This window comes from Corynebacterium hindlerae (genome assembly GCF_014117265.1).
Lineage (GTDB): Bacteria > Actinomycetota > Actinomycetes > Mycobacteriales > Mycobacteriaceae > Corynebacterium > Corynebacterium hindlerae.
In genome coordinates, this window is the sequence record NZ_CP059833.1 from 459496 (window position 1) to 484848 (window position 25353).

Consider the following 25353-nt stretch of genomic DNA (forward strand, 5'->3'; position numbering starts at 1 on the left):
CTTTCGTTGGTAACCCTTAATTTTTAGCAGGACTCATCCGCTGGCTGATGACCCGGGTGACGCCGTCTCCTCGCATGGTAACCCCGTACAGCACATTTGCCACGTCCATGGTGGGTTTTTGGTGGGTAATCACGATGAGCTGTGATGTTTCCCGCAGTTTTTCAAACAGTGCGATGAGGCGACGCAGGTTGGTGTCGTCCAGCGCTGCTTCCACCTCGTCCATGACGTAGAACGGGCTCGGGCGCGCCTTGAAAATGGCAACGAGCATCGCTAGCGCCGTAAGCGACTTCTCACCGCCCGACAGTAAGGTCAGGCGCTTGACCTTCTTGCCTGGCGGGCGCGCCTCCACTTCAATACCCGTGGTCAGCATGTCCTCCGGCTCCGTGAGTACCAACCGGCCCTGACCACCGGGAAAGAGGGTGCCGAACACAGCCGGGAATTCGCGCTCCACGTCATGCCATGCGTCGGTGAACAACTGCAGGATTTGGGCGTCGACGTCCTCGATCACGCCATTCAGATCGGCGCGCGCTTTCTCCACGTCGGCGAGCTGACCGGCCAGATACTCGTAGCGTTCCTCCAGCGCCTTGAATTCCTCCAGTGCCAGCGGGTTAACCTTACCCAACGAGGCCAGCGCTTTTTCAGCCTTTTTCAGGCGCGCTAACTCCGCGCCCTTGTCAAAGTCTTCATCCGGGGCATAGTCGCTGAGCAGCACCGCAACGGGGACTCCCAGTTGGCTTTCCGCTTGGGCCTGCGCTTCCTCAATGCGCACCTGGGCCTGGGACCGCGCGATATCCGAGGCGTGCTTGGAATCGCTGAGCTTGTTCAGCTGCTGCTGGAGTTCCCGCACCTCGTCCTTTGCTTTGCCAAGCTCAGCGCTCACTGTGGACTTGGTCGAGGCTGTGCGGGCGCGCTCTTGTTCTGCATTGGTGAGCGCATCCGCCACGCGATCTTGGATGAGCAGCGCGTTGCGCTCCACTGCCTTGGCAAGTTCCCTAGCAGCTCGGCGGGAGGCCATAGCCTGTTCGTGGCGGGCCTTGGCTTGGCGTTCATGGGTTGCTTGGCGGCGGAGCTGGTCGGCCCGGCCGCGGGACTGTCCAGCGCGTTCCTCGGCGGTGCGTAGCGACAGGCGGGCTTCCATGTCCATGGCTTTGACCTGGGCAAGGGCGGCTTGGGCTGCGTCGCGCTCTTCGGTGGAGGGTTCTTCTTCCTCCTGGTCCTCGACGCGGGCGAGGCGGTCGAGGGTCTCGTCGAGTTGTTGTTGTGCTTCAATGGCGCGCAGCTCGGCTTGTTGGACGCGGGCTGCCATGCGTTCGTGTTCGTTTGTGCTGGCCAGGGCTTGTTTAGCGAGGCGTTCGGCATCGCGGGCGAGGGATTCGAGGTGGGTATCGTGTTCGCGGAGGGCAGACTTGGCGCCGGCGGCGTCGATGCGAGCTTCTTCCGCAGCCTGGATGGCGCCTTGGAGGGTGCCGGCGATGTCGGCGAGATCCGCTTGAGCGCGGGCGAGTTCCTCAGCGGCTTCGGCGATGTGGGCGGCGGTTTCCACGGCCAGGGTGCCAGAGCCCACTGCGACCCAGCCTTCGCCACGCAGGGTGCCGTCCGGAGTGACAGCGCGCAGCCGGGGGTCGTGTTCGATGACGGCGGGGGCGGTGGCGGCGTCGGTGAGGACGACGTCGGCAAGCAGCCGGGTCAGTGGCCGTGCATAACGCTTATCGACGTCCACGTGATCCAACAACCACGAGGCGCCTTTCGGCAGTTGCGCGTCCATGCGCCACTCGGTGGCGGTGGATGCTTCGATGAGTACTGTTCGGGAGATGTGTTCCGCGTCAATACGTTCCAGAGCTTGGGCCACATTGTCGCCACTAAGAGCTTCGGCGGTGGCGCCCAGTGCCGCGGACAGCGCTTTTTCCATACCCTTGTGCGGGGTAATGAAATCAGTAATGGGGTGCCAATCATCCAGTTGAACGGCGTGTTTTGGGGCGGTCTGTTTGAGCGTGTCGATGCGGGATTCCCACCGGGAGACCGCGCGTTCCAAGTCTCGCTGCTGAGTACGCAGTTGTTCGAGGCGGGATTCAGCGGCGCCAGCCTCGGCAGCAGCACGGGTGTGCTTGTCCTCCAGGGGAGCACGCTCTGCGGTGAGCCGTTCGATGTCCTCGAGCAGAGTGGCGTGCTCGCTGGTTGCTGTGTGTGCACGCTCAAGCGTGAGTTCGAGTTCCTCTTCCAGACGCTCGGCTTCGGCTTTGCTTGCTGTCACCTGCGCTCGGTGGGATTCTTCTGCGGCAAGCAGCCTGACGACCCCTTCCCGGCGGTCTGCGATAGCCCGGACTCGCGCCAGGTGTTCCTGGTCTGCTTGTTTCAGGGCGTCTTCGTGTTCCTCGACTTGCTCGCGGATGGATTCGAGGCGTTCGCGGGCGATCTCAACGGCCTGGTCGAGTTCGGCTTGCTGTTGTTCGGCCTGGTCGGCACGTCGTTCCAGGTCATCGGCGTCTGGGCCGTTGTAAGGGATGTCAGGGCTGGCTGTGGCACGATCAGCGGCGATGCGGACCGTAGCGGACACGCGCTCAGCGAGCGCGGACAGCTGAAACCACAGCTGTTGTGCAGCGTCTGATTCTTTGGTGGCGCGCTCCAGCATCGCTTCAAGTTCCACGGTGGTGGCGGTGGCTTCTTCCAGGCGCTCGGTCAGGTCTTCGACCTGTTCGGCGAGGATCCTCGCTTGTTGGTCCACGTTGGTGAGTTTTTCCTGCAACTCGACCAGATTAGCGCCGGCGATGCGCAGCCTTGCATCCCTCACTTCTGCCTGCACGGTGGCCGCCTTTTGGGCGGTTTCGGCCTGGCGAGCCAGTGGCTTGAGCTGCCGCTTCAGCTCCCCAGTAAGGTCCGTCAGGCGATCCAGATTCGCCTGCATGTTAACCAGCTTGCGCTGCGCTTTTTCTTTCCGACGCCGGTGCTTGAGCACACCCGCGGCCTCTTCAATAAAAGCGCGTCGCTCTTCCGGTTTGGACTCCAAGATTTGAGCTAGACGCCCCTGTCCCACGATCACGTGCATTTCCCTGCCGATACCAGAATCGGACAGCAGCTCCTGCACATCCATCAGGCGCGCCTTCGCACCGTTGATTTCGTATTCGCTGGCGCCGTCGCGGAACATCCGACGCGTGACTGACACTTCCGTGAAGTCAATCGGCAGCGCCCCATCGGAGTTATCGATGGTCAGGGTCACTTCCGCGCGACCTAAGGGTTTCCGATCCCCCGCACCCGCGAAGATGACATCTTCCATCTTCCCGCCACGCAGCGTCTTCGCGGAGTGCTCCCCCATCACCCACGCCAGCGCATCCACCACGTTGGATTTACCCGAACCGTTCGGCCCCACCACCGCACAAATCCCAGGTTCAAATTTTAGGGTCGTTGACGAGGCAAAAGACTTGAATCCTTTGAGAGTCAGCGATTTAAGGTGCACCTAGCGATGATAACACCCGACGTCAGCCAACCTGTGGCTAAGTTTTCGACTAGGAGGGGCACATGAGAATCGCAGTTTCCCACGCCAGGGAATTGAATCCTGGGAGTGGCTGCACGGAATTTGGTTTCGGGGTCGCCATTGCCCGCCTCCTAGAAGGGGTGTGCCGCCACACTGGGGTATGCCTGGTTGTTTGTGCATTGGCCCCGACATTACCCTCCCGAAGTTCGGGCTCATCGAAGCGTTTTTAGGGCAATCTCGGGGGCGTAATGTCGGGGCCATGGTTCTGGCAGGGCAATCTCAGCAGCGTAATGACAGAGCCACAGCCACAATCACCACAACAACCCCACAGGGCTCAACAAACACCCCGCTCGATGACAACAACGGCTCTACAGCAATCTCCCCGGCATTACCCTCCCGAAGTTCGGGCTCATCGAAGCGTTTTTAGGGCAATCTCGGGGGCGTAATGTCGGGGCCATGGTTGGGACTGCGGACGTTTTCTTGGAAGGATTTACGCGGCGCTAAGCCCGGTGCCCACACCGGGAGAAAGCCTTACAGCTATGCCTATTGACCAACCTGTTACTTCTCGACGTAAGTCTTTAATTCCATCGCCACTGTTATCGGGACCTATCTTCACAATCACACCGCAAGGGCCACCACCATGGCGCAGAATTTAGCCCCGAGGGCAAACCCCACACGCTTCACCTGGCTACAAGCCGAAAACTAGCGCACCTCAAACCCTGAGAGGCCCCGGGGATCCGACCACTGATCAATGACAGTGGTGACAGAACCGGGCGTCGTCCCGCTGCGAAGCCAGGCGAGCAGAGATTCGCAGGCTGCAGCAGGTCCTTCGGCGACGACGCACACCCGGCCATCGACGAGGTTGGTGGCGCTGCCGGTGAGGCCGAGTTCCAGCGCTTTGGCGCGGGTGTGCCAACGGAACCCCACGCCTTGGACGTGGCCATGGACGAACGCGGTGAGGCGGTTCATCGGCGGGTGATCGGGTCAGAGCCATCCCAGCATTCCATGCCTTCCCAGCCACGGATGCCCTTGACATCATCGCGGTGGAACACTGGGTTTTCGCCACGGGCGCGCTGTTCAGCGAAGTTCTTCAGCAGCGCCACCGCAATGCCACCCATCGGGATGATAGCCAGCAGGTTCACGGTAGCCATCAGACCGGAGAAGGTGTCGGCCAACGCCCACACCAGTGGCACGGAACCAAGCGCGCCGCCGAATACACATAGGGCTACCAAAGCTCGGTAAATTGCCAGAACAGCCTTGGACTGGGTGATGAACTCGATGTTGCTCTCGCCGTAGTAGTAGTTACCGATCACGGAGGAGAACGCCAGGAAGACGATCACCACGGTCAGGAAGTGGATACCCCACGCGCCCACGTTGGAGGCCAGCGCGTTCTGCGTCATCTCCATGCCTTCGAGCCCTTCATCAATGTCGCCGCGGGCCAGCAGGATGATGAACGCGGTGATAGAGCACACCACGATGGTGTCAAAGTACACGCCCAAGGTCTGAATCAGGCCCTGCTTCACAGGGTGAGACACCGACGCGGTGGCGGCAGCGTTCGGGACGGAACCCATACCAGCCTCGTTAGAGAACAGACCACGCTGGACGCCCTTCATAATCACGGTGCCAAGGGTTGCACCCGCGAACTCACGAATACCGAACGCATGCTCCCAAATGGACATCACCATGCCAGGGATCTTGTCCGCATTCAGCGCGAGAACGATGATGCCGACCGCGATGTACATCGTCGCCATCGCCGGCACCACCACCTGCGTGACGTTCGCGATACGCTGCACACCACCGAAAATGATGGCAGCAGTTAACAGCGCCAACACCCCACCGACGATCAACTTGATCTTCCTCGGATCAGCGTCAAAGGACGTCACCATCGCAGAAGAAATAGAATTCGACTGCACCGCATTAAACACGAAACCGTAGGTGACGGTGATCATAAAGACGAACAAGGTGGCCAGCCACTTCAGGTTCCACACCTTGGTGATGTAGTACGCAGGGCCGCCGCGGTACGACGACTTGTCCCGCACCTTGAACGCCTGCGCCAACGTGGATTCCACGAACGATGTTGCGCCGCCGATCACAGCGAGCATCCACATCCAGAACACGGCGCCTGGACCACCGGCAGCGATGGCGACGGCAACACCGGCCACATTGCCGGTGCCGACGCGGGATGCCGCGGAGATCGTAAATGCCTTAAACGCGGAAATGCCCTTTTGGCCATCCGAGATGTCCGAGGGCTTTTCTGCGACCGCTTTGAACATGTCAGGGACATAGCGGATTTGAACCACAATCGTGGTGATGCAGAACCACAGGCCTGCGCCAACTAGGAGGACGATCATGAACTTCCAGTACTGTTCATTGAACGCCTCAACGTATGTAAGGAGGTTTTCCATAAAGGTAGAGTAACTGGAATTTAACGATACTTAATAACTCGAGCCCCGAAATTCTTCCCGCCTGTTACCTTATGCGACTCGGCAGATAACACATGTCTCGTTGCACCCCTCAGCGCAATCGCTGGCACTTCGGGCAAAAGTGCGATCCTCGGTTCGCGAACTGCTCCCGCACCATCAGCGTCCCGCAGCGCGGGCACGGCTTCCCCTGCTGCCCGTACGCATTGAGCGAGCGGGAGAAATAGCCCGACTGCCCGTTGACATTGATATACAAGGAATCAAAGGAGGTGCCGCCCTGCGCCAGGGCCCGCTGCATCACATCGATACCGGCGACGAGCAATCGCGTGACCTCTTCATCGGACAACGAGGACGCTAATACTTCACCGTGTATCTGGGCTTGCCACAGCATTTCATCGGCGTAGATATTGCCGATGCCTGAAACGACCGTCTGATCCAGCAACACCCGCTTGATCCCCGACCGCTTAGCGCGAATCCGCGCGACAGTCTTGGACATGGAAAATGCCGGTTCCAGCAGGTCAGGTGCCACATGGGTCACCAATTCCGGCACCCCATCCACTAACTCGCCGATGTGCCAGTATCCGAAGGTGCGCTGGTCAACGAACCACAGCTCATTACCGGAATCCAATTTTGCTCGTGCCCGCAAGTGCGGATGCGGGTTGGCGCCAGCAGATTTGATGAGCATCTGCCCGCTCATCCCTAGGTGAACAAGCAAGGCGCCGGAGTCAAGCACCAGCCAGAGGTATTTGCCACGCCTATCGACGCCCGTGACCCGCGCACCACTGAGCCGGGCTGAGAGTTCGACGCCACCGCCGATCTGGCGGCGCGCCGTCCGGGGATGCAGCACTTCGACCGTCGTCAAGCGTGTGCCAACGACGTGGTCCAACAGACCCCGCCGCACCACCTCTACTTCTGGCAGCTCCGGCATTAGCGGATCGCGAGGAACGCCTGGTGAGCAGCTTGTTGTTCGGCGAGCTTTTTGTTCGTGCCCGTGCCGGTACCCTTGCGCTCGCCGTTGATGAGCACGTGGGAAGTGAAGATCTGCTCGTGTTCCGGGCCGGTCGCTTCGGACTCGTACACTGGCGCCGGCAGGCGTTTCTCGGCGACCTTTTCCTGCAGCGTGGTCTTCCAGTCCTGGTGCAGGCCGACGGCGGACGCGGTATCGATCTTGTGCTTGAACAGGCGTAGCACCACGTCGCGGGCTGGTTCGAAGCCATGTTGGATGTACAGGGCGCCGAGCAGGGCTTCGGTCGTGTCCGCCAGGATGGAATCCTTTTCGCGGCCGTCGGTGGAATCCTCCCCCTTGCCCAGCAGGATGTGCTGGCCGAGGCTAATTTCTCGGGCGATGTCCGCGAGGCCGTACCGGCTCACGATCGAGGCGCGCATCTTAGAGATGTCCGATTCCGGCCGGTCCGGGTACTGGTGGTACAGCTGCGTCGCCACGGACAAGCCGAGCACGGCGTCGCCGAGGAATTCGAGACGCTCATTGTTTGGCAGCATGCCATTTTCGTTCGCGAACGAACGGTGGGTGAGGGCTAGGCGCAGGTGTTCGTCGGCAAGCTCAATGCCCAATTTCTCCAGCAGTGGCGCGTGGTCCACGGCGTTGAACGCGGCGTCGAGGGCTTCCTGCCCGGTTAGACGCCCCTTTTTGCGGTTCACTTAAACTTCTCCAGTCCAGCCCAGCGAGGGTCTGGGCGGTCGTCTTCCTCACCCGAAATTCCATCCGGGGCGGGGACATCCTCGGCCCCGCACTGGAGGTCAAAATACTCGCACACCGGGTTGAATGGCAACTCTAGGCCGGCGGCATCGATGATGCTTTGCAGCAGGTCAATCTGGTCGCCTTCCACCATTGGCACATCGTCTTCGTCAGATTCATCACCTTGGATGAAGTCGGCGGACACCGCGAACACTTCGTTGATGTGGAATTCCTGCGTGGGCGCGAGGGGGTTCAGGCAGCGAACGCACTGTCCGGTCAGCGGCGCCTTGACGACGGCATCCACCATGATCCCCTCCCCCAGCGGCGTGAGGGTGGCGTCGACCACCACGTCTTCCCCTTCGGCAATCGCAATCATTTCGGCGCCGATGCGCTGCGGGGATGGCCCGGTTTGGGTGCGGTGTTCCGGCATCGTGGCTCCGCGAACGAGCGTCGCCACGTTGAATTGAAACGGTGAGGTGGCCACTAGTGGTCCTCTCGGCGCGGTGCGGATCCGGTAGCTCCCGCACCGCGACGAATTGCGGTGCGGTCACGCGAGACGGCGCGCAGCGTGGCGCTGAGGGACTCTTCAAATTCTGCGAGTTTGCCGTCGACGTACATATCGCATTCCTGGCGAAGGCGGTTGGAATCCGCATGCGCCGCATCGACGACGCGGTGGGCTTCCTCGTTCGCACGGCGCACGACCTCGGCCTCGGAGACCAGGCGGTGCTGTTCGGCGAGCCCTTCTTCGACCGCACGATCGTAAGATTCCCGAGCCTGCTTGTCCAGGCGCTCAGCTTCCGCGGTGGCGCGATCGACCAGGGCAGTGGCGTCGCGACGGGCATCTTCCACGATCCGATCCGCGTCATCCTGAGCCTTGGACACCATCGCGTGAGCGCGATTTTCGGCGTCACCGAGCATGGTGTCGGAGTCGTGGCGGGCACGAGAGATGAGGTCAGTGGCCTCAGCGTCTGCGTCGCCCACAATTTCAGCGGCACGTTCTTCGGCACCGCGAATAATCTCGTCTTTTTGGTCAAGCACATCCTGCGCGTCATCAATTTCGACAGGGAGTGCGTTGCGGAGGTCGTCGAGAAGCGCCAGCATGTCATTGCGTGGCACCATGCAATTCGCCGTCATGGGCACGCCGTAGGCCTGCTCGACGGTCTGAACCATTTCATCCAAAGCTTCGAATACGCGGTACATGGTTCCCCAGCTTACTTGGGGTTTTGGCTAGCGGGTGGTTCTGCCGTGCGTGTTCGGGTGGAAAATGTGACCCACGCCAGGTCTTGACACACAATCACAGCAAAAGGTGACCCAAAACACTTGACATAACCACCCATCGGCTTTTAAATTGACCTTATTCCGTTACGCAAACGTTTGCATAGCCGCTGTCGAGGACCCGCCATGAACACCCCCGCGAACCTGAAAGATGTCGCCGAAGCCGCCGGCGTGTCCATCTCCACGGCCTCCCGCGCTTTGGCAGGAAAAACATCCATCTCTGAGAAAACCCGCTCGCGCGTGCAACAGGTGGCCCGGGAGCTCAACTACCAGCCCAACGTGCAAGCCCGGGGCCTACGCAGCGCCCGCACCAACATCATCGGGCTCACCATCCCGTCGCTCACCAACCCCTACTTCGCCACCATGGCCGCGACCATCCAGGAACGCGCCGCCGCCAACGGCCACACCACCCTCATCACCACCAGCAACGAGGACCCGGAGCAGCTCAAACAAGCGATTTATTCCATGTCGCAGATGCGGGTGGACGGCATGATCGTCGTCCCAAGCGAAAATTCCAAGTCGCTGCTCATGAACATCCAACGCGCAGGCACCCCGGTCGTACTCATCGACCGCGAACTGCCAGGCACCCCACTTCCCAGCTACGCGTCGCAGGCCCTGCCCGGTATCACGGCGGCCGTCGCTGAACTGACAGCGCGGGGCCACACCAGGATCGGTTATCTTTCCGGGCCAGTGGAAACTTCCACGGGCGCGCAGCGCCTAGCCGCTTTCGAGCAGATCTGCGCACACACAGGGACCAGTAACGACTTCATTTTCCGTGGCGGCTACGACGTCAAAAAGGGCTGGGACGGTGCGCAAGCTCTCCTCCACCGTGGTATCACCGCGCTGATCGCCGGAGATTCCATGATGACCTTCGGAGCGCTGGACTACTGCTACCAACACGGCATCAACATTGGCACGGACCTAGCCTTCGTCGGATTCGACGATCTGGTCTATATGTCCTTGCAACCAGCGCCAATTTCGGTGATCGACCAAAACGTTGTCGCCATGTCAGAGCATGCCTACGACGGGCTCGTGCGCCTCATCGGAGGCGCCGATCCGCCTGACCAAGCTGTTGTTTTGGACACGACTTACATTTCCCGGGCGTCGACACGCTGCACGCCACCCACAACCACCAGGAGGTGAATTCTCCACATGTCACAACCAGCACCCATCATGCGACTTGAAAACATCTCAAAGTCCTTCGGGCCGGTGACCGTGATCAATGGCGTCAGCCTGGATGTGCGCCCTGGTAAAGTACAGGCTCTCCTCGGGGAGAACGGCGCTGGCAAGTCCACACTGATCAAGATGATGGCTGGCGTGTACCAGCCAGATTCCGGACGCATCATTGTGGATGACAAGGAAGTGCATCTGCCCACCACTAAGTCCGCGGAGGACCTCGGCATCGCCACGATTCACCAGGAGCTCAACCTGGTGCCCACGATGTCGGTGGCCGAAAACATCCTGCTCGGGCGCACGCCCTCACGCTTCGGATTGGTGAATTTCAGGCACCTCCGGGCTGAGGCAAAAGCAGCGCTGCGAATGATTGGCCTGGACGTTGACCTTGATACCCCGGTGGGTGACCTGGGCATCGCCCGCCAGCAGCTAGTGGAGATTGCCAAAGCGCTGTCCATGAACGCCCGCATCCTTATCCTCGATGAGCCCACCGCAGCTCTCACTGGCAAAGAGGTCGACCAGCTTTTCAGCGTGGTGGATCAGCTGCGGGACAAAGGCGTGGCGATGGTGTTCATCTCCCACCACCTGGATGAGCTCGCCCGCATCGCTGACACGATTTCCGTGCTGCGTGACGGCAACTTCGTCGCAGAGGTCCCCGCCGACACCCCGGAAAACGAGCTGGTCCGCCTCATGGTTGGCCGCGACATCGACGACCAGTACCCGCACGAACCTCAGGAGCCCGGCGCGCCACTGCTGCACGTCAGTGGTCTGTCGTCTGAAGGCAAGTTCAGCGATGTCAGCTTCACTGTTCACGCCGGTGAGGTGGTGGGGCTTGCCGGTTTGGTGGGCGCAGGACGCACCGAGGTGGTGCGAGCTATCGCGGGCGCGGACAAGGTGGACTCGGGCAGTGTGCTTATCGACGGCCGTCCCCTCAAACTCGGTGACGTGGCGACGGCGATCAATGCTGGTATCGGTCACGTGCCAGAAGACCGCAAGGGCCAGGGCCTGGTCCTGGATGCCACCGTTGGGGAGAACTTGGGGCTCGCCACGCTGCGCTCCACTAGTCGCCTAGGGATTGCTGATCGGTCCGGGCAAACGAAGCGCGCCTCGACGGTGGCTGAGAAGTTACGTATCCGCATGGCCTCTATTCACCAGCCCATTCGGGATCTATCTGGCGGCAATCAGCAGAAAGCGGTGTTTGGCCGCTGGGTTCTGGCAGGTTCGAAAGTGTTGCTGCTTGATGAGCCGACCCGTGGCGTAGATGTGGGCGCGAAAGTGGAGATTTACAACATCATCAACAAGGTAACTGCTGCTGGTGGTGCCGTGTTGATGGTCTCTTCTGATCTGCCTGAGGTGCTCGGTATGTCCGATCGCATCCTCGTCATGTCCGGCGGGAAGATCGCCGGAGAATTACCGCCCACCGCGTCCCAAGATGACGTGATGACGTTGGCGGTTGCCAACCTCACCAGTGCTGTTCGCCCCGACGCTGATCCACAACAGGAGCTTTCCTCATGACCACCGCAACTACTCGTACACCAGCATCACGCCGGGCCATCAACTGGATGATGGACAACGGTGCTCTTGTTGGCCTCATCGCGCTGTGCATTACCCTGTTCATTGCCACGCCACACTTCCTTACCGTAAATAACTTCGTCAACATCGGCATCCAAGCTGCGACGGTGGCGATCCTCGCCTTCGGCATGACGTTCGTCATCATTACCGCTGGCATCGACCTCTCGGTGGGGTCCGTGGCGGCCCTGGGCGCCATGGTGTCCGCCTCCTTCTTCACCGAGGTGGGGCTGCCTGGTTGGCTCACGCTGGTGATCGGACTGTTGATCGGTGTCCTCGCCGGTTCGATCTGTGGCTGCGCCACGGCCTTTGGCAAGATCCCCTCTTTCATCGCCACCTTGGCAATGATGTCGATCGCGCGTGGCGCAACCTTGGTGATCTCCCAGGGCTCCCCTATGGCCACCGCTGATGAGGTGAACTTCCTGGGTTCCACCGTCGCTGGCGTACCTGTTCCGATCGTGATGATGATCATCGCTGGCCTGGTGTGCTGGTTCATCCTGGAACGCACGGTGCTGGGCCGGTCCATGTACGCCATTGGCGGCAACTTGGAAGCAGCTCGGCTCTCCGGCCTGCCGGTGAAGAAGATCCAAATCACCGTGTTTGCCTTGTCCGGTTTGTTCGCCAGCTTGGCTGGTTTGGTGATGGCTGGCCGCCTGTCGTCGGCCCAGCCCCAGGCCGGCGCTGGCTATGAGCTGGATGCCATCGCGGCTGTCGTCATTGGTGGCGCGTCATTGGCCGGTGGCTCCGGCAAAGCTACGGGAACTCTCGTCGGCGCCATGCTCCTTGCGGTGATCCGCAATGGTCTGAACCTCCTCAATGTCTCCTCCTTCTGGCAGCAGATCGTCATCGGCCTGGTGATCGCTCTCGCGGTCGGGTTCGACGTCATCCGAAACAAAACTGCCAACTAACCTCCTAAAAGATAAGGACTCCCTCTCATGTCTCTCGCACGTAAAACCCTCGCCATCGCTTCCGTCCTGGCTTTGAGCTTGTCTGTCACTGCCTGCAACCGCGGTGAGAGTGGCGCTGAATCCGTCACCTTGGCGTTGTCCACCCAGTCCAACCCATTCTTCGTGGAGCTGCGTGATGGTGCGCAGCACAAAGCCGATGAACTGGGCGTCAAGCTCAGCATCCAGGACGCCTCCGATGATGCCTCCACCCAGGCCGATCAGCTGAAGAACGCTGAAACCTCCGGCGCTGGCGTTGTGATCGTGAATCCGACTGACTCCGATGCCGTGGGCCCTGCTGTCAAATCCCTCAACAACGCGAAGATCCCGGTGATCGCTGTGGACCGCTCCTCTAATGAAGGCGAGATTGCGTCCTACATTGCCTCCGACAACATCGCCGGTGGCAAGCAGGCCGCTGAGGCACTGGCTAAGTCGATCGGTGAGGAAGGCGAGGTGCTTGTGCTGCAAGGTATCGCGGGTTCCTCCGCTTCCCGCGACCGCGGCAAGGGCTTTGAGCAGGGCATCGCAGCGTTCCCGAACATCAAGGTGGTGGCTAAGCAAACGGCCAACTTCGACCGCACCGAAGGCCTGAACGTGACCACGAACCTGCTCCAGGCTCATCCAAACGTGAAAGCAATCTTCGCAGAGAACGATGAGATGGCGCTCGGCGCAATCGAAGCCCTCGGCGCAAAAGCCGGGAAGGATGTGAAGGTCTTCGGCTTCGACGGCACGGCTGACGGCGTCGCCGCCGTGAAGAAGGGCACGCTCACCGGCACCATCGCTCAGCAGCCAGCGGAACTGGGTGCGAAGGCCGTGGAGCAGGCGAAAGCTCTGCTGGAGGGCAAGACTGCCGAGAAGGAAATCCCCGTTGAGGTTGTCACCGTCGACGCCACGAACGTTGCTGAGTTCAAGTAATGAATACCCTCTGTGTGGTTGGTTCTATTAACGCCGACCTGTTCGTTCACGTGGATCGCCACCCCACCCCTGGGGAGACCCTGTTGGGCAGTGGTGGCGAGGTCCTTCCCGGTGGCAAGGGTGCAAACCAAGCAGTCGCCGCTGCCCTGCAGGGCGCCAACGTCGCCTTCGTGGGCGCGGTCGGTGATGATGCCTACGCCTCCCCTGCTCTGTCGCTGCTTCACCAGGCCGGTGTTGACGATACCCACATCTCCACGGTGCCCGATGTGAGCACCGGGCTCGCGGTGATCACGGTGTCCGCGGATGGCGAGAACACCATCGTGGTGGTGCCCGGAGCAAACGCCACGGTCACAAAGTCGTACGTGTCCTCGATCGACCTTCCCGGCGACATGCTGCTGTTGCAAGGCGAAATCCCCGCGGATGGCTTTGCCGCTGCGGTGCAGGGGTTCGACGGTCGCGTGGTGGTGAACCTGGCCCCCGTGGTGGACGTTCCTCACGAGCAGCTGCTGCGCGCCGATCCGCTGGTGGTCAACGAACACGAGGCGGGGCTGGTTCTCGAGCAGTTCGGGGTATCGGCGGGGACGGCGTCGGAAAGCGTGCAGGCCCTGCTTGACGTGGGGTTTACCTCAGTTGTTCTCACGTTAGGGGCGAAGGGCGCGCTCGTTGGCACGGCCGATGGTTTGCGCGAGATCCCTACCCCAGTCATCGAGGCAGTTGACACTACGGGCGCCGGCGATGCGTTCACGGGCGCGCTGGCTGCGCGGTTGTTGGCTGGCGACGACCTGGTGGTGGCGGCGACGCACGCGGCACGCGTCGGGGCCTATGCTGCTTGCCGACGCGGAGCTCAGCCCTCATATCCTTCCGTGCACGATCCACTCCCCTAAGGAAGGTGATACGTCATGCGTAAAGCAGGCATTCTCAATGCCGAACTAGCCGCCGCGATCAACCGACTCGGGCATTCGGACACTTTTGCGGTCGCGGACTGTGGCCTGCCCATCCCTGATGAGGTCGAGGTCATCGATCTCGCGTTGATATTCGGTGTCCCCTCGTTCGAGTCGGTAGTTCGCGCGGTGCTGGCGGAGGTGGTAGTCCAGGAGGCCACCATCGCGGACACAACCCCAGACGCGGTCCGTACGCTCATTGCCGCCCCTGCTGTCCAGGAGGTCTCACACGAGAAGCTCAAGGCGCGGATCGCTGACGTGAAGTTTGTCATTCGCACCGGAGAAACCACTCCGTTTGCCAATGTCATCTTCACTTCAGGCGTAGCTTTCTAGCACTAAACCCGCTCTCCTGTTATAAGGAAAGCGGGTTTATTCGTACTAGTGGTTAGATAACACCCTGTGCGAGCATGGCGTCAGCGACCTTCTTGAAACCAGCGATGTTAGCGCCGATAACGTAGTCACCCTCGTGGCCGTACTCGGCAGCGGTCTTCGCACAGTTCTTGAAGATGCCAGACATGATCTCATGCAGACGCTGATCGGTGTACTCAAAGCTCCAGGAGTCTCGGGATGCGTTCTGCTGCATTTCCAGTGCGGAGGTAGCCACGCCACCGGCGTTAGCAGCCTTACCTGGGCCAAAGTGGATACTACGCTTGCGGTATACCTCGATGGCCGCTGCAGTGGAAGGCATGTTCGCGCCTTCGGCCACGAACTCACAACCGTTATCGGCCAGCATGGTTGCGTCCTTGCCACCGAGCTCGTTCTGAGTAGCACATGGCAGGGCAACGTCACATGGCAGGGACCAGATGGAGCCCTCGGTGTGCAGCTTAGCGTCAGGGACCTCGTTGACGTAGGCGGATACGCGCTCGCGTCGAACTTCCTTGATCTCCTTGAGCTTGGCAACATCGACGCCGTTCGGGGTCTCTACCCAGCCGGAGGAGTCGGAGAAGGCGATGACAGTAGCGCCGAGCTCCTGCGCCTTTTGGATGGCGTAGATAGCCACGTTGCCGGAACCGGAGACGATGACCTTGGAGCCTTCGAGGGAGGCGCCGTGTGCTGCCATCATTTCCTTGGTGAAGTACACCAGGCCGTAGCCGGTGGCTTCGGTACGGACCAGGGATCCACCCCAGGTCAGGCCCTTGCCGGTGAGGACGCCGGACTCGTGCTGGTTAGCAAGGCGACGGTACTGGCCGAAGAGGTAGCCGATTTCACGGCCGCCGACGCCAATGTCACCGGCTGGGACGTCGCGGTACTCGCCCACGTGGCGGTACAGCTCCGTCATGAAGGACTGGCAAAAACGCATGATCTCGGCGTCGGACTTGCCCTTAGGGTCGAAGTCGGAACCGCCCTTACCGCCACCGATAGGAAGGCCGGTCAGGGAGTTCTTGAAGATCTGCTCGAAGCCGAGGAACTTCACAATGCCAAGGTTCACGGATGGGTGGAACCGCAAGCCACCCTTGTAGGGGCCAATTGCAGAGTTGAACTGAACTCGGAAGCCACGGTTGACCTGAACTTCACCCTTGTCATCAACCCACGGGACACGGAACATCAGCTGACGCTCTGGCTCGCAGAGACGCTGAATGAGACCGTAGTCCGCGTAGTGAGGATCCTTTTCCAGCACAATCTTGAGGGAGTCGAGTACTTCGGCTACAGCCTGGTGAAACTCAGGCTCGCCCGCGTTGCGCAGCAAAAGCTTGTTGTAGTAGTCGGAGACCTGTGCCTCGATAGACGACATGCTGCATTCCTTTCAAAAGTTACATCTTAAGTACCTGTCCGCATTAACCCAATGCGTCTGCGACAGGTATGAAAACGATGTAGTTCGGATAAAACGACCACCTGCAAGTGAATTACTTCCCTATACAATGTGACGGTGGAGACTTTATCAGAATATGCTTAATCCATTCACCCCTCGAGGAGTCCCACCCACCAAAAACCATACTTTTGAGACGGGAGTCACATTTTCAACTACCTGGCTTTTCTTAAAAAATGACGCTGACCATCTCAAATAGTGAGTGGTTTTGCTCAACAAAACAGGACCGCCGGTGAATAAAACTAAGCCTGCAAATATACAATAGAGTGAGAAATATACAGCCATGAAGATTCTAATTGCCCCTGACTCCTTCAAGGGAACCGCCACCGCACACCAGGTAGCCGAGCAACTCGCCACCGCCATTGCCCAAGAATTCCCGGACGCCAACATCACCACTGTTCCCCTTGCGGATGGTGGCGAAGGCACGGCTGCCTGCTTCGCCGGAACCCCCATCACGCTACCCACCACCGACGCCGCGGGACGCCTCACCGAAGCCACCTACGTCTACAACGAGGACTACCCCGAGGCCTTCATCGACATCGCCGCTGCCTCCGGGCTTCCCGCCGTCGCAGACCACCCCGTCCCCACCACCGGAGATACCTATGGCACCGGTGTGCTCATCGCCGACGCGGTATCCCGAGGCGCACGCCGCATCACGTTAGGACTCGGCGGCAGCGCAACCGTTGATGGCGGAACAGGCATCCTCGTGGCCCTTGGCGCCACCCCCATGAATAAATACGGCCACCCCCTCCGTCAAGGCGGCGCCGCCCTCGTGGACTTCGACCACTTCGATACCGCCCAGCTCAACATTCCAGCAGCCTCAGTGGAATGGGTCCTGCTCGCGGACGTGGACTCCCCTGCTACCGGCCCCGATGGCGCAGCAGCGGTGTTCGGTCCGCAAAAGGGCGCCAGTGCAACGGACGTCGAGAAGCTCGATGCTGCGTTGGCTACCCTGTGCGACCGCTGCGGCATCGACCCAGCACGCCCCGGGTTCGGCGCGGCCGGCGGCACCCCCATCGCCCTCACGTGGCTATCGACCATGCTGCACGGAACCGAAGCCGCCATCACGTTGCTGCCCGGCGCGCAGGTCGTCGCGGCGTCGATGGGGCTGGATGAGCAGCTTGCCGACGCCGACCTCGTCATCACCGGCGAAGGCTCATTCGACTCTCAGTCACTCTCCGGGAAAGTGACGGGTATGGTGCTCGATCGCGCTGCCGCGGCCGATACACCGGCGATCGTGGTGGCAGGAAAAGTCAAGGACGCTCCAGATGGGGTGCACACCATCGAGCTGATTGATGGGGGCATCGCCGCGCAGCTTGCCGACGCCGGTCGCCGCATCGCGGAGTACCTTAAGGCTGAATAACCACCGTCCACGGGTAGTCAGCAGCTACCTCGAACGCTTCCTCATTTTCCAACGCCACGGGCTCCGGCGGCAGGTCCGCATGCGGGGTAAGCAGCCGAGCGAACGTCATCGCCGTCTGGTTGAGGTTGCTCGCTGCGTGAATGACGAACCGCTGCATGTAAAACTCCGAGGAGTCCCCGTCCAGCTGCTCCCGGAGTTGACGTTCCACCTCGGGGTCAACCTGCACGACCCCTTCCGACGTGACGCTCACGTTCATGGCCGTGGCCAGCTGCTCAAACCGGGCCTGCAACCGCGGGACGTGGGAAGTGGGCACCAGGGCATCGAAAATTATTTCAGGCATAAACACAGCGTAGCTAATACGCTGGATAGGTATGAGCACACCGTTACATCACCGCCCAACTCCCCTGATCACTATGGCCGATGGGACCTTGAAGCAGGTTAATCCCCTCACCGGTACAGAAGTGTGGACCGTGCCGGGGCGCGGGAACCGGCCGCTTTCCACCCCGGTGGCGGATCCCCGCGAGCTCGCGCCAGAAGATCACACCCGCGCGTGCGCATTCTGCAGCGACAACCTGCTCAGCACCCCGCCGGAGAAATCACGGATGGTGAAAGATGGCGACGTGTGGTTCAGCCGCCCCGGCGTTTTGCCGGCGCAGCTCCACCAGACCACCGCGGAGTTTCGTCGCGTTCCCAACCTGTTTGAGATCGTCTCCTACGACTACTGGCGGGAAAACTACGGTTTTGAGATGGACGCCGACGTCGCCGCCCACATGCAGGAATATCTCGCAGATGAGCAGGGCCGGGAGCATGTCCTCGCGATTGTCCGCACGAGGCTCAAGGCAGCCGGCACTCCCGCTGAAGTGCTGGACACGATGACGCAGGAAGAGCTCCTCGGGAAGGCGGGCGGATACTTCGGCGGTGGCCATGACTTGATTATTGGGCGACGCCACTTCGTTGACGGGGCCACGCATGACAACCAGTTGGCGTCGTCAGGCACGCTCAGCGTGGACGAACACCGGGCGCTGATTCGCTTTACCACCGAAGCTATCGCAGACCTCTACGTCCGCAACCGCTACGTGCCTTATGTGGCAGTGTTCCAAAACTGGCTGAAACCGGCCGGCGCTTCCTTCGATCACCTGCATAAACAGCTGGTGGCGATCGATGAGCGGGGCGTCCACGCGGAAGAAGAAATCAGCCGACTGCGCGCCAACCCGAATATGTACAACGAGTGGGCTGTGGACTACGCCAACTACCACAACCTCATCATCGCCGAAAACGATCACGCAGTCGCGTTCGCTGGTTTCGGGCACCGCTACCCCACCGTGGAGATCTACTCCAAGTCCGCAATCCCGGAGCCCTGGTTGCAGTCGGCGGACGAACAGGATGCGATGAGCGACCTCATGCATGCGATTCATGCTGCCACCGGCCCGGAAGTGCCGTGCAATGAGGAGTGGCATCACAAGCCTATTGACCTGGATATCCCCATGCCGTGGCGCGTAATGATCAAATGGCGCGTGTCCAACTTGGCCGGTTTCGAAGGTGGAACCAAGATTTACCTCAACACGCTGTCCCCGCAGAATATTAGGGATCGGATGGTACAGGGACTCTACCGACTGCGGGACGAAGGACGCATCGCGCCCACCATCCGCATCGCCACCGAGGCCAACGTCGCACGAAATAGCTTGCGGTATAACCCCGTCCTCAATGTGACGCCCGCTACAGTAGTAACAAACTAACCGGAAAGGACGGATAACCCACGTGACAGACATCTCCACACTGCTCGCCACTGCCACCACCGACCTCGAATGGCAAGGCGAGTTCTACCGCGATCTTCATTCCCACCCGGAACTGTCCATGCAGGAGCAGCGCACCGCGGCGCAGATCAAAACCAAGCTCGCGGACTTCAACTGCGACGTTGTGGACAACATCGGGGGCTATGGCATTATCGCGATCTTCCGCAACGGCGAGGGCCCTACGGCGGTGATGCGCGCCGACTTCGACGCCCTCCCCGTCGAGGAAGCCACCGGGGTTGAATTCGCCTCTGTCGCTGAAGGCATCACCCCGCAAGGTATCCGCACCAAGCTGATGCACGCCTGTGGCCACGACATGCACACCACTGCCCTGCTCGGCGCCTGCGCAATTCTCGACGATCACCGCGAACACTGGCGTGGCACCTTCGTAGCCTTGTTCCAACCTTCCGAAGAAAACGGAGCCGGGGCACTCGCGATGGTCAACGACGGACTTGCCCACCTCATGCCGCAACCAGACGTGGTGTTCGGCCAGCATATCGGCCCTGGCGCCGCCGGAACGGTGATGTCCATGTCCGGGCCGGCACTCGCCGCTGCCGACACTATTCGGATTCGGATTTTCGGGCGCTCCTCACACGGGTCCATGCCACACCTTTCCATTGACCCGACGTTCGTCGCGGCAATGGTCGTCGTCAGGCTGCAGGGCATCGTGGGTCGTGAGGTTCCTCCGTCCGAATTCGCGGTGGTGACCGTCGGAACGCTGTCCTCCGGAAACTCCAACAACACCATCCCCGCCACCGCAGACCTGGTGCTCAACTGCCGCACCTACAGCGACGAAGTCAAACACCACCTATACCAGGCCATCGAGCGAGTGGTACGGGCTGAATGTGCTGCCTCCGGGTGCCTACAAGACCCAATCTTCGAATACACCGATCATGCCCCGCTAACGGATAACTCCCCCGAGGTGTTCGCCAAGGTCCGCCCCCAGTTCGACGCCGTGTTCGGAGCAGACTCCCTCGACGGCTCCCCCTGGACCGCTTCCGAGGATTTCTCCCAGGTGCCACGCGCCTTCGGGGCGCCCTACCTGTACTGGATGGTCGGCGCTACCCCACGCCCGCAGTGGGAGGCAGCTGTAGCGGCAAACCGGGTAGTAGAAGACATCCCAAGCAACCACATGAGCACCTTCCTGCCGGACTTCACGCCAACGGTGACCGCGGCAACCCGGGCGGCGTGCACCGCGGTGCTCAGTTACCTAGCACGCTAGGCAGATCTACGTGCTGTAGCGCGTGGAAGACCTGGGACACATGCTGCTTGTTCAGCTCGACCAGGCCTTCCACGTCGCCAGCTTTCAGCGCTGCGACGAACTGAGCGTGGTGCTCGTTTTCTTTCTCTAGCAGGCGGGGATTGTGCGCGAGCGCCACCGCCACATAGGGGGACGACGCCACGATAAGTGTCTGAGTCAGCCGCGCTGTCCAGGATTCATCAATCCCCATGACCACTCGGTGAAACTCCAGGTCAAGGTCAGAGAACTGAACAGGATCGTTTAGCTCCTGCATTTTCGCGTACAGCTCCGCCGCGTGGGCAGCCCTCGAAGGCGAGCTCTCAGCCACGCGACGGAACTGCATCGGATCAAGGGCCTTACGCAGGGACACAATCTCCGCTGCCCGATCAATGCTAAACGGGTTGACCGTGGTGCCCTTATGGGCCTCCGAACGCGCCAACCCGTCCTGTTCCAACCGGCGGATAGCTTCCCGAATCGGGGTGATAGACACATCGAGGCGAGCTGCCCACTCCGACTGAACAATGTGGGCACCGCCGGGAAGCTGCCCCGTGGTGATTGCGCTACGCAGCTCGTTGTATGCGTATTGCGCCTGAGTGAGGGGCATAAGAGGCCTGCTGACTTGCAACGGGCTCATATGCCCCACCTACCTTGAATGTCGATTTAGTAGAACTTGATCAACCCAAGTTCTGCTGGGCTCGGAAGCAACTGGTGCTGTGGAACTACACGCACAGTGTAACCGAGATTACCCGGTTCGTGAATGGGCAGCTCTGCCCAGTAGCGGCCCTCGCCGTTATCGGCCATCGGCGTGATCACAGGATCAACGATGTTGCCATCCCGATCCGTCCGGCCGGTCACCGCCTGGACCTCTACGTCACTGTCGGTGAGCATGCCCAGGTCCACATCCACGGAGATGTGGGCCGGTTCACCGGAGGTGACGGCACGCTCAGAGTTCCTGGCGTTCGCGATCTTGAGGTCCTCCAGGCGGATGTTTGGCCAGGCCTGGTACACGCGCTCCTTCCAGTTCACGAACTGCTGGGCGGCGTCGTTATCGCGAAGCACCAGGCGAGCACCGTGGTTAGCGGGACGGTAGTACTGCTCCGTGTAATCACGGACCATGCGGGTGCAGCTCACCTTCGGCGACAGTTCCGTCATGGAGCGACGGATCATGCTCAGCCACTCGCGTGGCAGGCCGTCCTCGTCACGGTCGTAGAACATCGGCACGATCTCGTGTTCAAGCAGGTCGTACAGTGCTTCTGCTTCCAGCTGGTCGCGGAACATCTGGTCGTCGGTTTCAACGGTAGGGATGGTCCAACCGTAGCCTTCTTGAGGCATCTCGTCCCACCAGCCGTCAGAGATGGACAGGGTCAGGCAGCCGTTCATCACGGCCTTCATACCGGAAGTACCGGAGGCTTCCTGCGGACGCACTGGGTTGTTCAACCAGATGTCCGAGCCGGAGACCAGGTAGCCAGCGAGTCCGATGTCGTAGTCCGGTAGGAACAGGAAGCGATCGCGCAGGCCAGCTTCATCCGCGAAGCGCACGATTTCCTGCATGAACTTCTTGCCACCCATGTCGTGTGGGTGCGCCTTACCGGCGATGACGAACTGCACTGGGCGCTCTTCGTTGAGGAGGATGGAGCGCAGTCGCTCTGGGTTCTTCAGCATCAGAGTCAGACGCTTGTAGGTAGACACGCGGCGCGCGAAACCGACGGTGAGAACGTTCGGATCCAGCACGCGGTTGGTCCAGTTCAGCTGGGCTTCGTATTGGCCGCGTTTCAGACCGGACTGCTTCATTGCCTTACGGGCAACACCCACGAGGTCTGCGCGCAGCTTGTTACGGGTCTGCCACAGTTCCTCGTCAGAGACGGCGTCGGCGTTGGTCCATTCATCAGCAACGGCCAGATCCTGCCCATCAGACAGACGCTCGATGATGGAACGCATCTCCGGCTTGGTCCAGGTAGGCAGGTGCACGCCGTTGGTCACAGAACCGATCGGGACTTCGGCAGGCTCGTAGCCTGGGTACAGGGAGGCGAACATGTGACGGGACACGTCGCCGTGCAGCTTCGCGACGCCGTTGGCATGCTGCGCAAGTCGCAAGCCCATGTGTGCCATGTTGAAGCGGTGTGGGTCTGCTTCACCGCCTAGGTCCAGGCAGCGATCCAGTGGCACACCTGGCACCACACGCTTGTCCTCTGGTAGGCCTTCGCCCAGGTAGCGGCGCACCAGGTTCATGTCGAAGCGGTCAATGCCAGCTGGAACTGGGGTGTGGGTGGTGAAGATGCTTGCCGCACGGACCTGAGCCAGTGCAGCGTCGAAGGACAGCCCTTCCTGCATGCGTTCGCGGATCCGCTCCAGGCCGAGGAAGCCAGCGTGGCCCTCGTTGAGGTGTGCCACGCGTGGGCGGGCGAGGCCACGAGAGTCACAGAATGCGTTGACGGCGCGGACACCACCGACGCCCAGGACCATTTCCTGGCGCACGCGGTGCTCGCTGTCACCGCCGTAGAGGCGGTCGGTAACGTCCTGCATCTCTGGCGGGTTGTCTGGGATGTTGGTGTCCAGCAGCAGCAGCGGGATACGGCCCACGGCTGCGACCCAGAGGGCGATCACGATGTCGCGGCCCTCAGGGAATGCCACCGTCACCTTGAGCTGGTACCCCTTTTCATCGAGCACAGGCTCGACAGGAAGCAGGTGAGGGTCGTGGTATTCGTAGTGCTCTTCCTGCCATCCGTCGCCGGAGAGCGACTGGGTGAAGTAGCCGTAGGAGTACAGCAAGCCGACGCCGATCAGTGGCACGCCAAGGTCAGAGGCAGACTTCATGTGATCGCCGGACAACACCCCCAAGCCACCGGAGTAGATCGGAAGCGAAGGGTGGATACCGAATTCCATGGAGAAGTAGGCAGCGATCGGATCGGCTGGTCCGAGGTCGCTCTCTCCTACGGTCGCCTGATCAGCAACCTGGTGCTGTGCGTGGGTGTTTTGGTACCAGAAGGAAGACTGCAAGTAGTTGTTGAGATCTTCTTCTTCTGACTGGATCTTCGCGACGTACTGCGGATCGGCAGCCAATTCACGCAGCCGATCAGCCGATGCTTCCATCAGCATGCGGCGTGGATTTTCGTCGAAGTCGCTCCACTTTTCAGGATCGATCTCACGGAAGAGATCACGGGTTTCACGGCGCCACGACCAGCGCAGATTCATTGCGAGGCGCCACAGCGGTGCGAGGGCAGCCGGGACGCTTTGGACAACGGATACAGAGTTGGAAGGTTTCACCCTTCCAACTCTGCCATAAAGCGCCAATTTCGCGACTTGTAAGGGGGAATATTAATACTTGATCTCGGTTACATCTTCCCCCAACATGTGAACGTGGATCATGTTTGTGTTGCCGGGCTCTCCTGGAGGGGTGCCCGCAACCACGACCATGACGTCGCCCTCGTTGTATTCCTCCATGTTGAGAAGGGCCTTGTCCACCTCAAACATCATCTGGTCCGTGCTGGATACCTTCGGGCAGAGGAAGGTCTGTGCACCCCAGGTCAGTGCCAGCTGGGACCGTACCTCGGGCCGTGGGGTGAACACCAGCAGTGGCAGCCGGCTGTGCAGGCGGGCTAGTCGCTTAGCGGTGTCACCGGAGGTGGTGAAGGCCACCAGTGCCTTTGCGTTGAGGCGCTCGGCGATGTCACGCGCGGAGTAGGACAGCACGCCACGCTTGGTGCGTGGGATGTGCGTCAGAGGTGGCGTCATGCCGTTGGCTTCCGCAGCGGAAACGATACGGGACATGGTGCGCACCACGTTCTGCGGGTCGCGCCCCACCGACGTCTCGCCGGAGAGCATGACCGCATCCGCGCCGTCGAGCACGGCATTAGCGACGTCCGATGCCTCCGCACGGGTAGGTCGGGAGTTCTCAATCATGGAGTCCAGCATCTGCGTAGCAACGATCACTGGCTTGGCGTTCTCGCGCGCGATCTGAATAGCGCGCTTCTGCACACCCGGAACGTCCTCGAGTGGCACTTCCACGCCGAGGTCACCACGAGCCACCATGATGGCATCAAATGCGAGCACGATGGATTCCAGCGCTTCCACTGCTTCCGGCTTTTCCAGCTTGGCGATGACCGGAACGCGTCGGCCTTCCTCATCCATCACCTTGTGGACTAGCTCGATGTCCGCAGGGGAACGCACGAAGGACAGCGCGATGAAGTCCACGCCGAGTTGAAGGGCGAAGCGAAGATCCTTGACGTCCTTTTCCGACAGCGCAGGCACGGAAATGTTCATGCCCGGCAGGGACACGCCCTTGTTGTTGGACACCGGGCCGCCCTCGACCACTTCGCAGACCACGTCGTTACCTTCCACGGCAACGCACACCAGGCCGACCTTGCCGTCGTCGACAAGCAGGCGATCGCCTGGCTTAGCGTCCTTGGCCAGTTCTTTGTAGGTGGTGGAGACGCGATCGTGGGTGCCATCAACATCATCGACGGTGATACGGATTGTCTCGCCAGTCTCCCAGACTGTGGCGCCGGTGGTGAAGCGCCCGAGGCGAATCTTAGGGCCCTGTAGATCAGCCAACACGCCGATAGCATGGCCGGTCTCGTCCGTGGCCTCACGGACCCAGCGATAGTTTTGTTCATGATCAGCATGATCGCCGTGCGAGAAATTCATTCGCGCAACATCCATTCCAGCCTGCGCCAACCCAAGGATGCCTTCCTTGGAAGCAACTGCTGGACCGAGCGTACATACAATCTTTGTTCGTCTAGTCACGCACCCCA

The 25353-nt window shown here is 60.7% G+C and carries 21 protein-coding genes; 9 read left to right on the forward strand and 12 right to left on the reverse strand.

The annotated features are described in order from the left end of the window. Positions 1 to 16: 16 nt before the first annotated feature. The 7 genes from smc to HW450_RS02245 all read right to left on the reverse strand — a co-directional run bounded on the left by smc (position 17) and on the right by HW450_RS02245 (position 8785). Positions 17 to 3451 carry a chromosome segregation protein SMC gene (smc, locus tag HW450_RS02215; protein ID WP_182386406.1) on the reverse strand — a complete coding sequence of 1145 codons (3435 nt, stop codon included), beginning with the start codon at positions 3449 to 3451 and terminating at the stop codon, positions 17 to 19. A 720-nt stretch (positions 3452 to 4171) separates the two neighbouring features. Then, positions 4172 to 4438, reverse strand: coding sequence for an acylphosphatase (locus HW450_RS02220; protein ID WP_182386407.1), 267 nt, complete (start codon positions 4436 to 4438; stop codon positions 4172 to 4174). Beyond that, positions 4435 to 5874 (reverse strand): alanine/glycine:cation symporter family protein, encoded by a 1440-nt coding sequence (locus tag HW450_RS02225; RefSeq protein ID WP_182386408.1) that lies wholly within the window; start codon positions 5872 to 5874, stop codon positions 4435 to 4437. Before HW450_RS02225 ends, HW450_RS02220 begins: the two co-directional genes overlap by 4 nt. A 109-nt stretch (positions 5875 to 5983) precedes the next feature. Further along, positions 5984 to 6817, reverse strand: a complete 834-nt coding sequence (gene mutM / locus HW450_RS02230; protein ID WP_182386409.1) for a bifunctional DNA-formamidopyrimidine glycosylase/DNA-(apurinic or apyrimidinic site) lyase — start codon at positions 6815 to 6817, stop codon at positions 5984 to 5986. Then, positions 6817 to 7548 (reverse strand): ribonuclease III, encoded by a 732-nt coding sequence (gene rnc / locus HW450_RS02235; protein ID WP_182386410.1) that lies wholly within the window; start codon positions 7546 to 7548, stop codon positions 6817 to 6819. The genes mutM and rnc overlap by 1 nt, the downstream gene beginning before the upstream one ends. Continuing rightward, a complete protein-coding gene (locus HW450_RS02240) occupies positions 7545 to 8015 on the reverse strand; it encodes a YceD family protein (protein WP_182387266.1) in 471 nt (156 codons plus the stop codon). Before HW450_RS02240 ends, rnc begins: the two co-directional genes overlap by 4 nt. Before the next feature lie 53 nt (positions 8016 to 8068). Further along, entirely contained in the window at positions 8069 to 8785 is a 717-nt protein-coding gene (locus tag HW450_RS02245; protein WP_182386411.1) for a DivIVA domain-containing protein, read from the reverse strand. Between the two features lie 201 nt (positions 8786 to 8986). Here HW450_RS02245 and HW450_RS02250 point away from each other — a divergent pair, with 201 nt between their 5' ends. Genes HW450_RS02250 through rbsD form a run of 6 tightly spaced genes read left to right on the forward strand, consistent with a single transcriptional unit; the run spans position 8987 to position 14735 of the window. Then, entirely contained in the window at positions 8987 to 10003 is a 1017-nt protein-coding gene (locus tag HW450_RS02250; RefSeq protein WP_182386412.1) for a LacI family DNA-binding transcriptional regulator, read from the forward strand. A gap of 9 nt (positions 10004 to 10012) precedes the next feature. Then, entirely contained in the window at positions 10013 to 11548 is a 1536-nt protein-coding gene (locus tag HW450_RS02255) for a sugar ABC transporter ATP-binding protein (protein ID WP_182386413.1), read from the forward strand. Further along, positions 11545 to 12510, forward strand: coding sequence for an ABC transporter permease (locus HW450_RS02260; RefSeq protein ID WP_182386414.1), 966 nt, complete (start codon positions 11545 to 11547; stop codon positions 12508 to 12510). The genes HW450_RS02255 and HW450_RS02260 overlap by 4 nt, the downstream gene beginning before the upstream one ends. A 27-nt stretch (positions 12511 to 12537) precedes the next feature. Continuing rightward, positions 12538 to 13461 (forward strand): D-ribose ABC transporter substrate-binding protein, encoded by a 924-nt coding sequence (locus tag HW450_RS02265; RefSeq protein WP_182386415.1) that lies wholly within the window; start codon positions 12538 to 12540, stop codon positions 13459 to 13461. Next, positions 13461 to 14345: a ribokinase gene (locus HW450_RS02270; RefSeq protein WP_182386416.1), complete on the forward strand. Its 885-nt coding sequence runs from the start codon at positions 13461 to 13463 to the stop codon at positions 14343 to 14345. The genes HW450_RS02265 and HW450_RS02270 overlap by 1 nt, the downstream gene beginning before the upstream one ends. 15 nt (positions 14346 to 14360) lie before the next feature. Then, a complete protein-coding gene (gene rbsD, locus HW450_RS02275; RefSeq protein ID WP_182386417.1) occupies positions 14361 to 14735 on the forward strand; it encodes a D-ribose pyranase in 375 nt (124 codons plus the stop codon). Between the two features lie 52 nt (positions 14736 to 14787). Here the strand turns inward: rbsD and gdhA are convergent, their stop codons facing one another. Beyond that, positions 14788 to 16134 carry an NADP-specific glutamate dehydrogenase gene (gene gdhA / locus HW450_RS02280; protein ID WP_182386418.1) on the reverse strand — a complete coding sequence of 449 codons (1347 nt, stop codon included), beginning with the start codon at positions 16132 to 16134 and terminating at the stop codon, positions 14788 to 14790. A gap of 358 nt (positions 16135 to 16492) precedes the next feature. On the opposite strand from gdhA, the gene HW450_RS02285 reads away from it, so the two are divergent. Beyond that, positions 16493 to 17572, forward strand: coding sequence for a glycerate kinase (locus HW450_RS02285; protein WP_182386419.1), 1080 nt, complete (start codon positions 16493 to 16495; stop codon positions 17570 to 17572). Here HW450_RS02285 and HW450_RS02290 read toward each other — a convergent pair. Next, positions 17559 to 17912, reverse strand: a complete 354-nt coding sequence (locus tag HW450_RS02290; RefSeq protein WP_182386420.1) for a hypothetical protein — start codon at positions 17910 to 17912, stop codon at positions 17559 to 17561. The genes HW450_RS02285 and HW450_RS02290 overlap by 14 nt on opposite strands. A 31-nt stretch (positions 17913 to 17943) precedes the next feature. Here HW450_RS02290 and HW450_RS02295 point away from each other — a divergent pair, with 31 nt between their 5' ends. Continuing rightward, complete coding sequence (locus HW450_RS02295; protein ID WP_182386421.1) at positions 17944 to 19308, forward strand: DUF4921 family protein; 1365 nt, start codon at positions 17944 to 17946, stop codon at positions 19306 to 19308. Between the two features lie 13 nt (positions 19309 to 19321). After that, positions 19322 to 20584 (forward strand): amidohydrolase, encoded by a 1263-nt coding sequence (locus HW450_RS02300; RefSeq protein ID WP_407926290.1) that lies wholly within the window; start codon positions 19322 to 19324, stop codon positions 20582 to 20584. On the opposite strand, the gene HW450_RS02305 is transcribed toward HW450_RS02300, so the two are convergent. From HW450_RS02305 to pyk, 3 genes are read right to left on the reverse strand one after another with little or no spacing between them, the layout of a single operon-like run. Next, positions 20565 to 21236 carry a GntR family transcriptional regulator gene (locus HW450_RS02305; protein ID WP_182386423.1) on the reverse strand — a complete coding sequence of 224 codons (672 nt, stop codon included), beginning with the start codon at positions 21234 to 21236 and terminating at the stop codon, positions 20565 to 20567. The two genes, HW450_RS02300 and HW450_RS02305, sit on opposite strands and share 20 nt — an antisense overlap. A gap of 26 nt (positions 21237 to 21262) precedes the next feature. Beyond that, positions 21263 to 23866, reverse strand: coding sequence for an alpha-glucan family phosphorylase (gene glgP, locus HW450_RS02310; protein WP_182386424.1), 2604 nt, complete (start codon positions 23864 to 23866; stop codon positions 21263 to 21265). A gap of 51 nt (positions 23867 to 23917) precedes the next feature. After that, complete coding sequence (gene pyk / locus HW450_RS02315; protein WP_182386425.1) at positions 23918 to 25345, reverse strand: pyruvate kinase; 1428 nt, start codon at positions 25343 to 25345, stop codon at positions 23918 to 23920. Positions 25346 to 25353 lie beyond the last annotated feature (8 nt).

Excerpts from the sequence above, each read along its gene's own strand:
- HW450_RS02290 (WP_182386420.1), bottom strand. The coding sequence starts at position 17,912 with ATGCCTGAAATAATTTTCGATGCCCTGGTGCCCACTTCCCACGTCCCG.
- gdhA (WP_182386418.1), bottom strand. The coding sequence starts at position 16,134 with ATGTCGTCTATCGAGGCACAGGTCTCCGACTACTACAACAAGCTTTTG.
- HW450_RS02255 (WP_182386413.1), top strand. The coding sequence starts at position 10,013 with ATGTCACAACCAGCACCCATCATGCGACTTGAAAACATCTCAAAGTCC.
- mutM (WP_182386409.1), bottom strand. The coding sequence starts at position 6,817 with ATGCCGGAGCTGCCAGAAGTAGAGGTGGTGCGGCGGGGTCTGTTGGAC.
- HW450_RS02245 (WP_182386411.1), bottom strand. The coding sequence starts at position 8,785 with ATGTACCGCGTATTCGAAGCTTTGGATGAAATGGTTCAGACCGTCGAG.
- HW450_RS02285 (WP_182386419.1), top strand. The coding sequence starts at position 16,493 with ATGAAGATTCTAATTGCCCCTGACTCCTTCAAGGGAACCGCCACCGCA.
- rbsD (WP_182386417.1), top strand. The coding sequence starts at position 14,361 with ATGCGTAAAGCAGGCATTCTCAATGCCGAACTAGCCGCCGCGATCAAC.
- HW450_RS02270 (WP_182386416.1), top strand. The coding sequence starts at position 13,461 with ATGAATACCCTCTGTGTGGTTGGTTCTATTAACGCCGACCTGTTCGTT.
- HW450_RS02305 (WP_182386423.1), bottom strand. The coding sequence starts at position 21,236 with ATGAGCCCGTTGCAAGTCAGCAGGCCTCTTATGCCCCTCACTCAGGCG.
- HW450_RS02250 (WP_182386412.1), top strand. The coding sequence starts at position 8,987 with ATGAACACCCCCGCGAACCTGAAAGATGTCGCCGAAGCCGCCGGCGTG.
- HW450_RS02295 (WP_182386421.1), top strand. The coding sequence starts at position 17,944 with ATGAGCACACCGTTACATCACCGCCCAACTCCCCTGATCACTATGGCC.
- HW450_RS02265 (WP_182386415.1), top strand. The coding sequence starts at position 12,538 with ATGTCTCTCGCACGTAAAACCCTCGCCATCGCTTCCGTCCTGGCTTTG.
- HW450_RS02225 (WP_182386408.1), bottom strand. The coding sequence starts at position 5,874 with ATGGAAAACCTCCTTACATACGTTGAGGCGTTCAATGAACAGTACTGG.
- HW450_RS02220 (WP_182386407.1), bottom strand. The coding sequence starts at position 4,438 with ATGAACCGCCTCACCGCGTTCGTCCATGGCCACGTCCAAGGCGTGGGG.
- HW450_RS02240 (WP_182387266.1), bottom strand. The coding sequence starts at position 8,015 with ATGCCGGAACACCGCACCCAAACCGGGCCATCCCCGCAGCGCATCGGC.
- HW450_RS02260 (WP_182386414.1), top strand. The coding sequence starts at position 11,545 with ATGACCACCGCAACTACTCGTACACCAGCATCACGCCGGGCCATCAAC.